Annotated in this window: 14 protein-coding genes; 2 read left to right on the top strand and 12 right to left on the bottom strand. The window is 70.8% G+C overall.

Annotated elements, in window-relative coordinates:
• Positions 1-8 precede the first annotated feature (8 nt).
• From ACSYGO_RS18345 to ACSYGO_RS18325, 5 genes are read right to left on the bottom strand one after another with little or no spacing between them, the layout of a single operon-like run.
• A complete protein-coding gene (locus ACSYGO_RS18345) occupies positions 9-821 on the bottom strand; it encodes a DeoR/GlpR family DNA-binding transcription regulator (protein ID WP_095934350.1) in 813 nt (270 codons plus the stop codon).
• Positions 818-1,942: an ABC transporter ATP-binding protein gene (locus ACSYGO_RS18340; RefSeq protein WP_426682435.1), complete on the bottom strand. Its 1,125-nt coding sequence runs from the start codon at positions 1,940-1,942 to the stop codon at positions 818-820. Before ACSYGO_RS18340 ends, ACSYGO_RS18345 begins: the two co-directional genes overlap by 4 nt.
• On the bottom strand, positions 1,939-2,769 hold the full coding sequence (locus tag ACSYGO_RS18335) for a carbohydrate ABC transporter permease (protein WP_095934349.1): 831 nt from the start codon (positions 2,767-2,769) through the stop codon (positions 1,939-1,941). The genes ACSYGO_RS18340 and ACSYGO_RS18335 overlap by 4 nt, the downstream gene beginning before the upstream one ends.
• Positions 2,766-3,731, bottom strand: coding sequence for a carbohydrate ABC transporter permease (locus tag ACSYGO_RS18330; protein WP_426682433.1), 966 nt, complete (start codon positions 3,729-3,731; stop codon positions 2,766-2,768). Before ACSYGO_RS18330 ends, ACSYGO_RS18335 begins: the two co-directional genes overlap by 4 nt.
• A gap of 5 nt (positions 3,732-3,736) precedes the next feature.
• Positions 3,737-5,158 (bottom strand): ABC transporter substrate-binding protein, encoded by a 1,422-nt coding sequence (locus ACSYGO_RS18325; RefSeq protein ID WP_460387074.1) that lies wholly within the window; start codon positions 5,156-5,158, stop codon positions 3,737-3,739.
• Between the two features lie 147 nt (positions 5,159-5,305).
• Between ACSYGO_RS18325 and ACSYGO_RS18320 the strand changes: the two genes are divergently transcribed.
• Together ACSYGO_RS18320 and ACSYGO_RS18315 are read left to right on the top strand one after the other, a co-directional pair.
• On the top strand, positions 5,306-6,799 hold the full coding sequence (locus ACSYGO_RS18320) for an FGGY-family carbohydrate kinase (RefSeq protein ID WP_460389732.1): 1,494 nt from the start codon (positions 5,306-5,308) through the stop codon (positions 6,797-6,799).
• A 29-nt stretch (positions 6,800-6,828) separates the two neighbouring features.
• Positions 6,829-7,446, top strand: coding sequence for a histidine phosphatase family protein (locus tag ACSYGO_RS18315; protein WP_426682431.1), 618 nt, complete (start codon positions 6,829-6,831; stop codon positions 7,444-7,446).
• Between the two features lie 147 nt (positions 7,447-7,593).
• On the opposite strand, the gene ACSYGO_RS18310 is transcribed toward ACSYGO_RS18315, so the two are convergent.
• The 7 genes from ACSYGO_RS18310 to ACSYGO_RS18280 all read right to left on the bottom strand — a co-directional run bounded on the left by ACSYGO_RS18310 (position 7,594) and on the right by ACSYGO_RS18280 (position 14,890).
• On the bottom strand, positions 7,594-8,235 hold the full coding sequence (locus tag ACSYGO_RS18310; RefSeq protein ID WP_426682430.1) for a superoxide dismutase: 642 nt from the start codon (positions 8,233-8,235) through the stop codon (positions 7,594-7,596).
• Between the two features lie 141 nt (positions 8,236-8,376).
• Positions 8,377-9,780, bottom strand: coding sequence for an amino acid permease (locus ACSYGO_RS18305; RefSeq protein ID WP_432174926.1), 1,404 nt, complete (start codon positions 9,778-9,780; stop codon positions 8,377-8,379).
• 182 nt (positions 9,781-9,962) lie between these two features.
• Complete coding sequence (locus ACSYGO_RS18300) at positions 9,963-10,859, bottom strand: TauD/TfdA dioxygenase family protein (RefSeq protein WP_432174925.1); 897 nt, start codon at positions 10,857-10,859, stop codon at positions 9,963-9,965.
• Between the two features lie 11 nt (positions 10,860-10,870).
• The gene (locus ACSYGO_RS18295) at positions 10,871-12,235 is read right to left on the bottom strand and encodes an LLM class flavin-dependent oxidoreductase (protein ID WP_426682427.1); all 1,365 of its coding nucleotides are present in this window, start codon (positions 12,233-12,235) and stop codon (positions 10,871-10,873) included.
• A complete protein-coding gene (locus ACSYGO_RS18290) occupies positions 12,232-12,966 on the bottom strand; it encodes an ABC transporter ATP-binding protein (RefSeq protein WP_426682426.1) in 735 nt (244 codons plus the stop codon). The genes ACSYGO_RS18295 and ACSYGO_RS18290 overlap by 4 nt, the downstream gene beginning before the upstream one ends.
• Positions 12,942-13,817 carry an ABC transporter permease gene (locus ACSYGO_RS18285; protein WP_460387073.1) on the bottom strand — a complete coding sequence of 292 codons (876 nt, stop codon included), beginning with the start codon at positions 13,815-13,817 and terminating at the stop codon, positions 12,942-12,944. Before ACSYGO_RS18285 ends, ACSYGO_RS18290 begins: the two co-directional genes overlap by 25 nt.
• Before the next feature lie 5 nt (positions 13,818-13,822).
• Positions 13,823-14,890 carry an ABC transporter substrate-binding protein gene (locus ACSYGO_RS18280; RefSeq protein ID WP_460387072.1) on the bottom strand — a complete coding sequence of 356 codons (1,068 nt, stop codon included), beginning with the start codon at positions 14,888-14,890 and terminating at the stop codon, positions 13,823-13,825.
• Positions 14,891-15,021 lie beyond the last annotated feature (131 nt).

Below are 15,021 nucleotides of genomic sequence, written 5' to 3'. Positions count from 1 at the left end.
CCATGGGGTCAGGTGCCGCCGCCGACGGCGCACACTTCGTAGGGGACCTTGTGCTCGTCCAGGTCGCGCAGCGCCTCCGCCGACGCCCCGTCGTCGACGAGGACCAGGTCGAAGCGGGACAGCGGGGCGACCCGGTGCAGGGCGACCCTGCCGAGCTTGGTGTGGTCGAGCAGCAGGATGTTGCGGGCGGCCGAGTCGAGCATGGCGCGCTTCACGGACACGATGTGCTGCTCCTGGTGGTACGCGTACCCGCCGAAGACCGCGGACGTCGACGCGAAGCACACGTCGACGCGCAGCGACTGCACCGCCTCCACGCACGACACGCCGAGGAAGGAGGAGTGCAGCGGGTCGTAGTCGCCGCCCAGCGCCATCAGATGGATGCCGCGCCGGTCGGAGAGCAGGTTGATCGCCTCCAGGAAGTTGGTGACGACCGTGAGGGGGGTGATGTCACCGGCCCTGAGCCCGCGGGCTATCTCCAGCGCGGACGTCGAGTCGTCCAGGAGGACGGCCATGCCGGGCTCGACGAGGCTCAGCGCGTGCTCCGCGACGGCCGCCTTCTGCGGGCGCATCGACTTCAGCCGGTACTGCACGTTCGACTCGAACACCCCCGACGGCTGCGCGGTCACCCCGCCCCTGAACTTCCGTACGATTCCCTGCCGTTCGAGCTCGTCGAGGTCCCTGTGTATCGTCATCAGGCTCACCCCGAAGCGTTCGGCCAGCTCGGCGGCGGTCGCCGATCCGTCGGCCAGTACCTGCTCGGCCATGGCGGCCTGGCGGACCGCGGGGCCCTGGGGTGCGCCACCGGTGTTGCTGCTGCTCATTGCCCGATCCTTCGTCCTGGACGCTCCGGCCGGTCGGCCTCGAACAGCAGCAGGTTCTCAGGCCGGACGGTCAGCCGTACCGGATCGTCGGGACGCAGGTGTGTCGCGTCGGCCCGGGGCACGACCAGCGACACGTGCTGCGCGCCGAGCCGCACGGTGACCTCGACGGCCCGGCCGAGCACCTCGGTGACGTAGACGGTGCCGGTGAGTTCGTGGCCCTCGCCGCCGAGCGCCAGGTCGCGCGGGCGCACCCCGGCCAGTACCTCGGTCCCCGCGGCGGTCCGTGCGGCGACGGGCAGGTCGAAGGCTCCGTCCGCGGCGCGGAAGCGGCCGTCGTCGGTGATCGTCCCCGGCAGCAGATTGATCCGCGGCCGGCCGAAGGCCCGCGCGACCTCGGTGTCGCGGGGCCGGTACCAGATCTCCTCGCGCGTCCCGGTCTGCACGATGCGGCCGTCCCGGATGACGCCGATCCGGTCGCCGAGCGCCAGTGCCTCCACGGAGTCGTGGGTGACGTACAGCGTGGTGGTGCGGCGCACGGCGCCGATCGCCTTGAGTTCGGCGCGCATCGACTGGCGGAGCTTGGCGTCCAGGTGGGAGAGCGGCTCGTCGAGGAGGAAGGCGCGGGCGGGCCGCACCAGCACCCGGCCGAGCGCGATCCGCTGCCGCTGCCCGTTCGACAGCGCGCCCACCGGCCGGTCCAGCAGTGCGCTGATGCCGAGGAGTTCGGCGATCGCACCGACGCGTTCGCGGGCCTCGTTCGCGGGCAGCCGGTGCCGGGGCGAGCGCAGCGGGGAGGCGAGGTTGTCGTACGCCGAGCGGTGCGGGTAGAGCGCGTAGCTCTCGAAGCACATGGCGACGCCGCGGTCGTAGGGTTCGACGCCGGCCATGTCCGTGCCGTCGAGTTCGACCGTGCCGGAGTCGGGCTGTTCGAGTCCGGCCACCGTCTTCAGCGTCGTCGTCTTGCCCGCTCCCGAGGGTCCGAGCAGACAGAAGAACTCGCCTTCCGCCACGTCCAGTTCGAGCCCGTCGAGGGCCGTCCTGCGCCCGTACGCCTTGTGGACCCCGCGCAGCGCGATCGCCGCGGGCCGCGCGGACGCGTTCAGCACGTCGGAGACGCTCACGACTTCACCGCCCCGAAGGACAGTCCTCGTACCAGATAGCGCTGGATGGTCAGTGCGAGCAGCAGCGGCGGCACGACGGACACGAGCGCGGCGGCGGCCGTCAGGTTGTACTTGGGCCGGTCCCCGCCGAGGAAGGAGAGCGCGCCCACGGTCACGGTCTGCGCCTGCGACGAGGTGAGGATGAGGGGGAAGACGAAGTTGTTCCAGGCGAAGATGAACGCCAGCAGCGACACGGCCGCGATCCCGGGCTTGACCAGGGGCAGGGCGACCCTGAAGAACGCCTGCTTGCGGGTGTAGCCGTCGAGGAGCGCGGCCTGCTCCAGCTCCGGGGTCAGATCGGCGAAGTACGACCGCATGATCCACACGATCAGCGGGAGGGTGATCAGCTGCAGCACCCACACCATGCCGACGTAGGTGTCGAACAGGCCGAGCTTCTGGTAGAGCACGAACAGCGGGATGATCACGGTGAGTTCGGGGGCGAAGCGGAACGACAGCAGCGTGAACATCAGGTTCTCGGAGCCCTTGAAGCGCCACCGTGCCGACGCGTACGCCGCCGGGAGGCCGACGACGAGGGAGAGCGCCACCGCGCCGACCGACACGACCAGGCTGTTGACGAAGAACCGCACGAACGGGATGCCCTCGCTGTCCCCGAGCACGGTCCGGTACGCGTCGAGGGTCGGAGTGAACGAGAAGTAGGTGCTGAAGAGCTGGTCGGCGGGCTTGAGCGAGAGGATCGCCATCCAGGCGATCGGGAAGAGCGCGAAGACGAAGTAGAGGATCAGCGCGGCGTCCGCGAGCCACCCCCACAGCCTTTTCCTGCCGGTCATTCGGTCACCTCCGCGGCCCGGCGCTGGATCTTGCCCAGACGGCGGACCAGTACGGTCGCCGCCAGATAGACCACGGCCCACAGCACGACGGTGTAGCTGATCCCGAAGGAGTACCGCTGGAAGCGGATCGCCTCCAGGTAGGCCCGGATCTGGAGGACGACAGTGGAGTCGCCGGGCCCGCCCTCGGTGAGGGCGTAGATGATGTCGAACACCTTGAGCGAGTCCATGAACCGGAAGATCACCGCGACCAGCACGTACGGCCACAGCATCGGCAGCGTGAGCCGCCGGAAGGTGTACCACCAGCCGGCGCCGTCCACCGCCGCCGCCTCGAAGGGGGAGACGGGCAGCGAGCGCAGTCCGGCCAGGGCGAGGACCGCGACGAACGGCGTGTACACCCACACGTCCACGGCGATCGACGACAGCAGCGCGCCGGTGGGGGTGTTGGTCCACTGCACCCCGCCGAGACCGAACGGCTCCAGCAGGTGGTTGACCACGCCCACCGACGGCTGGAGCATCAGCTTCCACATGATCGCGGCGATCACGGGGGCGATCATCAGCGGCAGGATGAGGATCTTCTCCAGGACCCGGCCGACGCGCGTGGAGCGGTGCAGCAGCAGCGCGACGCCGACCCCGAGCACGGTCTCGGCCGCCGCCGCCCCCACCGCGTACAGGGTCGTCACCCATGCGGAGTTCCAGAAGGCCTCCTGGGTGAAGACCGTGCGGTAGTTCTCGAAGCCCACCATGTCCGGCTGCGGCTTGCTCGCCGAGAAGTCGAACAGCGTGTAGTAGAGGCCGAGTCCGAAGGGGTACAGGATCCCGCCGGTCAGCAGCAGCGCGGGCACGATCAGCAGGTACGGGCGCAGACCGCGCCGCCAGCGCGGTACGGCCCGTACCTGCCGGGTGCCCTCCTCGCGGGAGGCCGCCCCGTGGTCGGTCTCCTTCAACGAGGTCGTCGGGGGCATCGGGCTCAGCCCACCTTGGCGGCGAGGTCGCTCGCCAGTCCGCCGAGGACGGACTTGGCGTTCTTGCCGCCGTAGATCTCCTGGAGCGCCGCCGCCCAGCTCGTCGTCGCGTCGAAGAACTGTTCCTGCGGAGTGAACTGGATCTTCGTCTGGTCGACGACCGTCTCGAAGGTGTCGATGAAGCCCTCCAGATGCTTCATCTTGTCCTTGTACGCGCCGTCCTGACTGATCGACCTGCGGACCGGGTCGATGTGGTTGTGGGTGATCGCGCCCTTGCGCAGGTGCTCCTTGCCGGTGGCCCACTGGAGGAACAGCCAGGCCGCGGACTTCTTGCCGCTCTTGGCGTTCATGCCGAGCGACCAGATCCACATGTTGGTGGCGAGGGAGCCGCCGGGGCCCTTCGGACCCGGGTGGAAGGCGATCTTCCCGGACGCGGGGCTCGCCCCGGCCACGGCCTGGAAGTACGCGGCCGTGTCCGCGTCGAAGAGCATCCCGGCCTTCTTCGCCCCCAGGTCGCTGGAGCACTGGTACCAGGTGTACGACGTCCAGGACGGCGGGCCGCCCTTCTTGACCATGTCCGCCCAGTCCTGGGTGAAGGCGACGGCCTCCGGGCTGTTCATGGCGGGCCTGAGCCGGCCGTCGGTGACGGTGAAGTCCTTCAGGCCGTTGCGCGCGTACATGGTCATGAACCCGGGGTGGATGGTCGCCCAGCTGCGCGAACCGCGCACAGCGATCCCGTACATCCCGTCGAACCCGGCGCCGGGCGCCTTGCGCTTGATGACGGAGGCCAGTTCACGCAGTTCGTCGAAGCTCTCCGCGGGCTTCAGCCCGAGCTTCCTGAACACGTCCGTGTTGTACGCGACCACGTTCGTCTCCCAGCCCCACGGCAGCGCGTACTGCCCGCCCCGCCCGAGCGGCGCCCCCGCCTTCAGCGACCACTGGTCGGCCTGCAGGAGGTTGGGGAAGAAGTCGTCCTGGTCCCATTCGTCGCCGGTGGCCGAGGAGTTGCGCATCCACGGCCCGAGGTCCTCCAGCCATCCCGGAGGCCCGTACTGCCACACCATGTAGGCGCCGAGCATGAACACGTCGTACGAGGCGCGCCCGCTGGACAGGTCGACGGTGAGCTTGTCGAAGTAGTTGTCCTCGGGGAAGACGTCGTACTCGACCTTGATGCCGGTCTTCTCGGTGAACGTCTTGAGGTCGGCGATCAGGGCGTCCGTGTACGGGTGCTTGTTCAGCAGGGCCTTGACCGTCCTGCCCTTCTCCCGCTTCCAGTCGAAGGAACCGGTGACGTCGGCGGCGGCCGACCCGTCGCTCTTCTTGTCGTCCCCGCCGAACCCGGCGCCGCAGGCCGTCAGCAGCGGTGCCGAGGCGGCCGCGGCGGCCAGGGTGAGGAAGCGCCGGCGGTCGTGCACGTGCATGTCCATCCGTGACCTCCACGTCGGTACGGTCCGGTCCGGTTAACACGTCGAGTCGACTCGTTAACAGAGGGTGTAACGGCGGGGGTTGACCGTCAATCCCTCGCGCACGGGAAAATATCGGGGCAGAGTGTGAACTTCACAGTGCCGGTCGCGATGTGGGAGGTCCTCATGGAGGAAGCCGGGACGGCATGGCTCGGCGTCGACCTCGGCACGCAGAGCGTCCGCGTCCTTCTCGTCACGGGCGACGGCACGGTCCTCGGCAGCGCCGCCGCCCCGCTGCGCGGGACACGCGCGGGAGTGCGGCACGAGCAGGATCCGGGGGACTGGTGGGACGCGGTGTGCACGGCGTCCCGGGCCGCGCTCCGGGGCCGCCCGCGGGTGCGGATCGGCGGGCTCGCGGTGTGCGGCACGTCCGGGACGGTACTGCTCGCGGACGCCGCGGGACGTCCGGTCGGCCCGGCCCTGATGTACGACGACGGGCGCGCCGCCCAGGACGCGGACCGGGCCCGCGCGAGAGGCCTCGTGGTCCAGAACGCCTGGGGTCTGCCGAAGGCGCTCTGGCTGGCCCGCGAGCACGGGGCGGGCGCCGGGCGGGCGGTCCGGCTGATGCACCAGCCCGACGTGATCGTCGCGCGGCTCACCGGCACGCTCCCGCCCACGGACTCCAGCCACGCCCTCAAGACCGCCTACGACGTGGAGCACGACACCTGGCCGCTCGCCGCCTTCGCCGAACTGGGCCTCAAAGCCGGGCTGTTGCCCGATGTCGTCCGTCCCGGGACCCGCATCGGCGAGGTCTGCGCGAGCGCCGCCGAGCGGACCGGCATCCCCGCCGGCACCCCCGTCGTCGCCGGGATGACCGACGGATGCGCGGCCCAGATCGCCTCCGGCGCCCTGCACGAGGGCTCCTGGAACTCGGTCCTCGGGACGACGCTCGTCCTCAAGGGAGCGGCCCCGCGGCCCGTGCGGGACGCCACCGGCGTGGTCTACAACCACCGTGCGCCGGACGGGGGATGGCTGCCGGGCGGCGCGTCGAGCGTCGGCGCCGGTGCGCTCGCCGTGTACTTCCCCGATGCCGAGCCCGCCGCCTTGGACCGGGCCGCCGCCGCCCACGAACCCGCGTCCGTCATCGCCTATCCGCTGGCCTCACCCGGCGAACGTTTTCCCTTCCTCGCCCCCGAGGCCACCGCCTTCGTCCTCGGCAGCCCCGCCTCGGACGCGGACCTGTGGGCCGCCCTGCTCCAGGGCGTCGGCTTCGCCGAGCGTCTCTGCCTGGACACCCTGCACTCCCTCGGAGCCCCCATGGACGGCACGCTCACCTTCACGGGCGGCGCCGCCCGCAGCCCGTACTGGAACCAGCTCCGCGCCGACATCCTCGGCCGCCCCGCCCGGATCCCCGAGGAGACCGAACCCGCCCTGGGCATGGCCGCGCTGGCCGCCCACGGCACCGGCGCGTCGTCCACCCTCGCCGGGGCGGCCGACCGGATGGTCCGCGTCCGTACGGTCGTCACCCCCCGGCCCGCCCGCACCGCGCTGTTCGCCCCGTCCTACGTACGGCTGGTCGACGAGCTGGAGCGGCGCGGCTGGCTGGCCGCCTCCGTCGCCGCGCACGCGCGCTCGCGTCTCGACCTCGGCGGTACGGGCTCGTGAACGCGTCCTGGCCTGGATACTGCGGGCTCATGAGGACCACGAGCACGACCTTGCTGCTGGCCCGGCACGGGCAGACCGTCTGGCACGCCGAGAACCGCTACGCCGGAGTGAGCGACGTCGCCCTCACCGACGAGGGGCGTGCCCAGGCGGAGGCCCTCGGGCGCTGGGCGGCCGCCCACCCCGTCGACGCGATCTGGACCTCGACCGTGTCCCGTGCCATCACCACCGCCGGCCCCGCCTGCCGGGTCCTCGGCCTCACCCCGCACCGCGAACCGGCCCTACGCGAATGCGACTTCGGTGTGGTGGAGGGCCGTACGCTCGCGGAGTTCGAGGCCGAGAACCCGCAGCGCGCGAAGGCCTTCCGGGCGGATCCGGTGTCGTACCCCTTCCCGGAGGCGGAGGACCCGCGCACGGCCGCGGCGCGCGGCACGGACGCCCTGCGCCGCATCGCCGCCGCCCACCCCGGCGGGCGTGTCCTGGTCGTCGCCCACAACACCCTGCTCCGCCTGGTGCTGTGCTCCCTGCTGTCCGTCCCGCTGAGCGAGTACCGCCGCGTCTTCCCGCAGCTGCGCAACGCGGCGGTCAGCGAACTCCGCTTCGAGGACGGACGAGCAGCCCTGCTGTCGCTCAACGTCCCCTGCGAATGACCGGCCCGCCCGCGTCGGTGGCGGCCGGCCGGTGCCCCGGGACGGGGGAAGCCCCCGCGAGTCAGGTCCTCGCGGGGGCTTCCCGTCCATCCGCCTGCCACGTGAAGGGTGAGAAGACGATCACGAGCAGGACGCTTCATACCCGGCTCAGTGAGCCGGCAGCAACAGATCGGTGCGAGACGTGGCCGCTTCGTGACGCCGGGCCACGTCCTGCCAGTTCACGACCTGCCACATGGCCTCGATGAAGTCGACCTTCTGGTTCTTGTACTGGAGGTAGAAGGCGTGCTCCCAGGCGTCGAACACGAGGAGCGGCACCGACCCCTGGCCGACGTTGCCCTGGTGGTCGTAGATCTGCTCGACGATCAGACGCCCGCTGAGCGGCTCATGGGCGAGGACGCCCCAGCCCGAGCCCTGCGTGGTCGCGGCGGCCTTGGTCAGCTGGGCCTTGAAGGCGGCGAAGGAGCCGAACGACTCGGTGATGGCGTCGGCCAGGCGGCCCACGCCGTCCGCGGCGAGCGGTTCGCCGCCGCCCTCGCCCGTCATGTTGTGCCAGTAGATCGAGTGCAGGACGTGGCCGGACAGATGGAAGGCCAGATTCTTCTCCAGGCCGTTGATCGAGCCCCACGCCTCCTTGTCGCGCGCTTCCGCGAGCTGCTCCAGCGTGTCGTTGGCGCCCTTCACATAGGCCGCGTGGTGCTTGTCGTGGTGCAGCTCGATGATCTCGGGGCTGATCACGGGGGCGAGCGCGGAGTAGTCGTACGGAAGTTCAGGGAGCGTGTAGACGGGCATGGCGGGTCCCCTCCGACCTCTTATTGCAAAACACTTGCAAGTGCACGCTAGCAGCAAGAAGGTGGAGGCGTGTGCGTGGGCACGCCAAAGGGCCCTCGCACGGAATCCGTCCTCCGTGCGAGGGCCCCTCGGTGATGCGTGTCAGGCGCGGGTGCGCGCCTTCGCCCGCTGCCAGGCGTAGCCGACGGCCGCCAGGAACACGGTCATGCCGCCGGTCGAGTACAGCTGCACCCGTGTGTCGGGCTCCCGCGCCATCAGCACGAAGATCGCCGCCATGCCCGCCAGCGCCACCCAGGTCAGCACCGGGAACGCCCACATGCGCACGACCAGCTTCTCCGGCGCCTCGCGCTCCACGCGGCGGCGCAGCAGCAGCTGGGAGACCGCGATGAAGATCCAGACCACCAGGATGACCGCGCCGATCATGTTCAGCAGCCAGGGGAACACGTCGTCCGGCCGCCAGTAGCTGAGCAGCACGCACACGAAGCCGAACACGCTGGAGGCGAGCACCGCGATCCGCGGCACTCCGCCGGACGCCCGGCCCAGCACCTTCGGGCCCTGCCCGCGCTGCACGAGCGAGTACGCGATGCGCGAGGAGCCGTAGATGTTGGCGTTCATCGCCGACAGCAGGGCGGCGAGGATGACCACGTTCATGACCTGGCCGGCGCCGTCGATGCCGATGTGCTGGAGCGCGGCGACGTACGGGCCGGCCTGGACGACCGCCGGGGAGTCCCACGGCACGAGCGTGACGACGACGGCCATCGAGCCGATGTAGAACAGCGCGATGCGCCACATGGCGGTGCGGACGGCGCTCGCCACACCCCGGACCGGGTTCTCCGACTCGGCCGCCGCGATGGTCACCGTCTCCATGCCGCCGTACGCGAAGACCGAGGCGAGCAGCCCGATGACCAGTCCCTCACCGCCGTTGGGCAGGAAGTCGGTCAGGTTCGAGGTGCCGGGCGCGTCCGTGCCCGGCAGGACGCCGGTGATGGCCAGCACGCCGAGCACCAGGAACAGCGTGATCGCGCCGACCTTCAGGGCGGCGAACCAGAACTCGAACTCGCCGAAGTTCTTCACCGCGGCGAGATTGACCCCGCAGAAGACGACCATGAACAGCGCCACCCACGCCCAGGCGGGTGTGCCGGGCAGCCAGCCCGTGACGATCTTCGCGGCGCCGATGCCCTCCAGGCCCACGGCCGTGCACAGGAGCACCCAGAAGGACCAGCCCGCGGTGAAGCCGGCCCAGGGGCCGATCGCCCGCTCCGCGTGCGCCGAGAAGGAGCCGGACGACGGATACGCGGCCGACATCTCGCCGAGCATCCGCATCACCAGCATGACGAGCAGGCCGGACACGGCGTACGCGATGACGATCGAGGGCCCGGCGGCGGCGATGCCCGCCCCGGAGCCGACGAACAGGCCCGCTCCGATGACACCGCCGAGGGCGATCATCGAGAGGTGGCGCTGCTTGAGCCCGTGGGAGAGGGCGGCGTCGGCTTCGGGCGCGGCGGACGGCGCGCCGGGCGGTGAGTCGAGGGTGGTGCGGGACATGAGAGCGGGTGGTCCCTTACGTTGCGAGTGCAAAAACTCCCACAGTCTGGGCGGCCTCTCCGCTCAGCGGGAGAGACCGCCCATTATCCGGACACTCGTCTCACGTCGTGTAGTCGCGCGCTCACCGCCCACACGGTCCGGTCAGGGGCCCGCAGGCACCCCCACCAGGTGCGTTCCCACGCTCACGCGGCGACCGGCGTGTAGTGCGAGGCGTCCCCGGTGACCGAGTAGCTCTCCTTGCCCTCGATGCCGACCGGCACGTCACCGGCGACGGTCACACGGTGCAGCCGGCGCGGCAGGCCGTCGTAGTTGTCGATCGCGTAGTGCTGGGTGATCCGGTTGTCGAACAGCACCAGCCGGCCGGGGGACCAGCGCAGGCGCAGGACGTTCTCCGGGCGGGTGACGTACGCCTGGAGCAGGTCGAGGATCTTGCGGGACTCGCCCACCGACAGCCCCACGATCCGCTGCGCGAACCCGCCGATGAACAGGCCGCGCTCGCCGGTCAACGGGTGGACGCGGACCACCGGATGGACGGTGCGGTACTTGATCGACGTGAACTGGGCGCGCTGCGCGGCCTGCTCCTCGTCGACCTGCTCCTCGGGCACCGCGTAGTCGTAGTCGTTGGTGTGCTCGGCCCACAGGGTGTCGGCCAGCGCGCGCAGCGGCTGCGGCAGGTCGCGGTAGGCGGCCGCCGCGTCGGCGATGAGGGTCTCGCCCCCGTACGGCGGGACGGTGATGCTGCGCAGCGTGCTGGCCTGCGGCGGGTTGAGGACGAAGGTGACGTCGGTGTGCCAGTGGTTGGCGGCCCGGCCGCGTTCGCTGTCCACCGGCAGCACGTTCGGGGCGCCGTCGACCGCGGGCACCGTCGGGTGCGCGGTGGTGATGTCCCCGAAGTGCCGGGCGAAGGCCTGCTGGCCCTCGTCGTCCAGGTCCACCGCGTCGAAGACGAGCGCCTTGTGGATGTTGAGGGCCTCACGCAGCGCGGCGACGGTCGTCTCGTCGAGCGACGCGGCGATGTCGATCCCGGACACCTCGGCGCCGATGTGCGCGGTGACCTTGCGGATCTCGATGTCGGGCATGACGGGTCCTTTCAGACGAGGGCGGACGAGGGCTGCGGGAGCGCAGCCGGGAGCTCGGTGACGTGCTGGTTGGCGGGGCGGGGGAGGCCGTAGCGCTCCCGGAGCGTCTGGCGCGGGCCGTACTCCGTGCGGAGCAGCCCGCGGGCGCGCAGCAGGGGCACGACGTGGTCGACGAAGGCGTCCAGGCCGGACGGCAGGACCGGCGGCATGATGTTGAAGCCGTCGGCGGCGCCCTGGGTGAACCATGTCTCGACGGCGTCGGCGACCTGCTCGGGCGTGCCGGTGAAGGTGAGGTGCCCGCGACCGCCGCCGAGCCTGCCGATGAGCTGCCGGACGGTGAGCCCTTCGCGCCGGGCCAGCCGCACGATCAGCGTGTACCGGCTCTTGGCCCCCTCGATCGCGCTCTCCGGCGGCAGATCGTCGGGCAGCGGCCCGTCGAGGTCGAGGGCACCGGGCTCCAGATGGAGCAGCCGCTCCAGGTGCGCCACCCCGTGCGTGTGCACGATGTGGTCCTCCAGCTCCTGCTCGTGGGCCCGTGCCTCGGCCTCGGTGGAGCCGATGACCGGGACGATGCCGGGCAGCACCTTGATGTGGTCGGGGTTCCTGCCCTCCCGCGCGGTGCGGGACTTCAGGTCGGCGTAGAAGGCCCGGGCGTCCTCGACGGTCTGCTGGGCGGTGAACACCGCCTCCGCGTGACGGGCGGCGAACCGCTTGCCGTCCTCGGAGGAGCCCGCCTGCACGAGCAGCGGGTAACCCTGCGGGGAGCGCGGCACGTTGAGGGCGCCCTCGACACTGAAGTACGTCCCCCTGTGCCGGGGCGGGTGGATCTTCGCGTCGTCGCCCCAGACGCCGGCCGCCTTGTCGGCGACGATCGCGTCGTCCTCCCAGCTGTCCCAGAGCTTGAGCGCCACGTCGAGGAACTCGGCGGCGCGGGCGTAGCGGTCGGCGTGGGCGGGCTCGGCGTCCAGACCGAAGTTGCGGGCGGCCTCCGCGCCCGCGGTGGTGACGATGTTCCAGCCCGCCCGGCCGCCGCTGATGATGTCCAGCGAGGCGAACTTGCGGGCCAGGTTGTACGGCGAGTTGTACGAGGTGGAGGCGGTGGCGATCAGCCCGATGTGTTCGGTGGCCGTCGCCAGCGCGGTGAGCAGGGTGAGCGGTTCCAGCGCGCCCGCGGGACGCTGGCCCACGCTGCTCCACAACTGGGGCCCGTCGGCGAGGAACAGGGAGTCGAAGGTGCCGCGTTCGGCGGTACGGGCGAGGCGGACGTAGTGGGAGAGGTCGACGTGCGCGTACGGGTCGCTCTCGGGGAGCCGCCAGGACGCCTCGTGGTGACCGGTGCTCATCAGGAACGCGTTCAGGTGCAGGTGCCGGGTCATGCGTGGTCCTCCGTCACGCCCAGGGCGGCGAGCAGCCGCTCCCGGTACTCGCCGAGCAGCGGGTCCCGGTAGGAGCGCGGGTGTGGTCGGTCGATGGTCAGGTCGAGGCCGATACGGCCCTGGTCGAGGACGAGTACGCGGTCGGCGAGCACGATCGCCTCGTCCACGTCGTGGGTGACGAGCAGGACGGAGGGCCGGTGGCGCTCCCACAGCTCGCGCAGCAGGTTGTGCATCTTGATCCGGGTGAGGGCGTCCAGCGCGCCGAACGGCTCGTCGGCCAGCAGGAGTTCGGGCTCACGGACCAGGGAGCGGGCCAGGGCGGCCCGCTGGGCCTCGCCGCCGGACAGCTCGTTGGGCCAGGCCCGTTCGCGGCCCGCGAGCCCCACCTCGGCGAGGGCCGAGCGGCCCTTCGCGGCGGCGTCCTTGCCGTCCGTGCCGAGCAGCACGTTGTCGAGAACGCGCCGCCAGGGCAGCAGCCGTGAGTCCTGGAAGACGACGGACACCCTCCCCGGCGCGGTGAGCCGGCCGCTTCCGGTGACGTCGTGGTCGAGGCCGGCGATGGCCCGCAGCAGGGTGCTCTTGCCGGACCCGCTGTGCCCGAGGAGGGCCGTGAACTGTCCGGCCGGGAGGTCCAGGTCGATGGCGTCGAGAACCGTGCGGCCCGCGAACGACCGGGTCAGGCCGCTCAGTCGGACGGCGGGCCGGGTCAGCTGCTCAGTGTCCGGCGCCATGACAGCACCCTCCGTTCGATGAGACGGACCGTGCTGTCGGAGACCAGGCCGAAGACGCCGTAGACCAGCAGGCCGACGAGGATGACGTCGGACTGGCCGTAGTTCTGGGCCTGGAACATCATGTAGCCGAGCCCGCTGGTGGCATTGATCTGCTCCAGCACCACCAGGCCCAGCCAGGAGCCCGTCACGCCGAGCCGGAGCCCCACGAAGAATCCCGGCAGGGCGCCCGGGACGACGATCTGGCGGATGAAGGCCCACCTCGACAGGCCCTGCACCTCGGCGAGTTCGACGAAACGGCTGTCGATGCCGGACAGTGCCGCATGCGTGTTGAGGTAGATCGGGATGTAGACGACGATCGCGATGATCGCGATCTTGAAGCTCTCGCCGATGCCCAGCCACAGGATGAACAGCGGGATGAGGCCGAGGGTCGGGATCGCCCGGTTCAGGTTCACCGTCCCGTCGATCAGCGCCTCGCCGATCCGGCTGAGTCCGGAGGCCAGCGCCAGCACGACGCCGGCGGTGAGGCCGATGGCGAAGCCGTACGCGGCGCGCTCCAGCGAGGTCAGGATGTCGGTGGGCAGGGTCCCGGCGGTCCACAGATGACCGGCGGTCCTCAGCACGGTCCAGGGAGCCGGGATCGCACCGGGGTCGAGCCGTCCGGCGGCGGAGGCCCCGGCCCACAGGGCGAGGAGCACGGCGGGCCCGATGAGCCGGGAGGCGGGCAGACTCCTGCCGGGGGACAGACCGCGGCGCCGCCGCCGTGCCCCGTGGCTCTCCACCCGGTCCTTCTCCGGTGCGGTGCCGGCCGCGCTCGTACTGGTAGCCGTACTCGCGGTCGTGGTCGTGGTCACGGCGCTCACCTCCGGTACTCGGCGGCCACGGACTCGGCGGCGATGCCCTCGAAGCGGTGGTCGAAGAGCGAGGAGACGTCGAACTTCTTCACGAAGCCGCCCTCCGCCAGCAGGTCGGCCGTCTCCTGCTCCCACTTGACGGCCTCGTCCCAGCTCGGCGGGAACAGAGGCTTGTTGGCGAGTGCGGTGATCCCCCGGGCCTGCGCGAGGCTCAGGTTCTGCGTCTTGACGTAGAACTCCTCGTTCCAGACGTCGGGGTGCTCGTACGTCCAGACCTGGCCCTTGGCCCAGTACGGGATGTACGCGGCGACCGCCGCCGCCTTCGCGGAGTCGTTCAGCACGGAGGTCGGCGCCCACAGCAGGTTGAGCAGGTCGACGACGTCCGTGGGGATGGTGCGGGCGCCCTTGGACTTGTACTGCTGCAGATAGCCGGGCGCCTGGCTGTTCGCGAGCGGGGCGACGTCCACCTGCCCCGACTGGAGGGCCGTCAGGAACTGGTTGCTGGTCAGCGGGACGAGCCTCACGTCGTCGTACTTCAGCCCGGCCTTCTTGAGCGCCCGCAGGAGGACGACACCCTGCGCCTGGCCCTGCGAGAAGGCCAGCTTGCGCCCCTTGAAGTCGGCGACCGTCCGGATGTCGCTGCCGGGCTTCGTGGCGAAGAGGTAGTTGGGCTTGCGGGTGACGTTGATCGCGACGATCTTCGCGTCGAAGCCCTGGTAGTGCGCCTGGATCGGCGGAATGCCCGCGTTGTTGGCGACCTCCAGGGATTTGGCGCGGAAGGCGTTGATGACATCGGGGCCGGCGCCGGTGTTCACCCAGCTCGACACCGTGAAGGGCAACTCGCCCAGCTCGGCCAGCTTGAACTGGAGTTGCTGCACGTTCTGATAGGAGGCGATCTTCAGGCTCGTCCCGGCCGGGACCTTGTCGGCGAGCGGGGCCGTGGAGGCGCCCTTGCCCGCGGCGGCCGCGCTGTCCTGGGCGCAGCCGCTGAGCCCGGCGACACCGGCCGCGGCACCGAGCAGGGACGTGAGGAAGAGCCGTCGGTCGACACCCGACACGGGGGAAGAAGGCATGGAAGGACTCCGCGAGTTCATAGGGCAGGGCAAAGGGTGGATCAGGGGAGGATGCGCATGCGGAATTCCGGGCCGCAGAAGGCCGTGCAAAAAGAATTCACGCAGGAGGAAATGAGCGCTTCACACGCGGC

This window comes from Streptomyces krungchingensis, from assembly GCF_054729265.1.
This window is presented reverse-complemented; position numbering and strand designations above follow the sequence as displayed.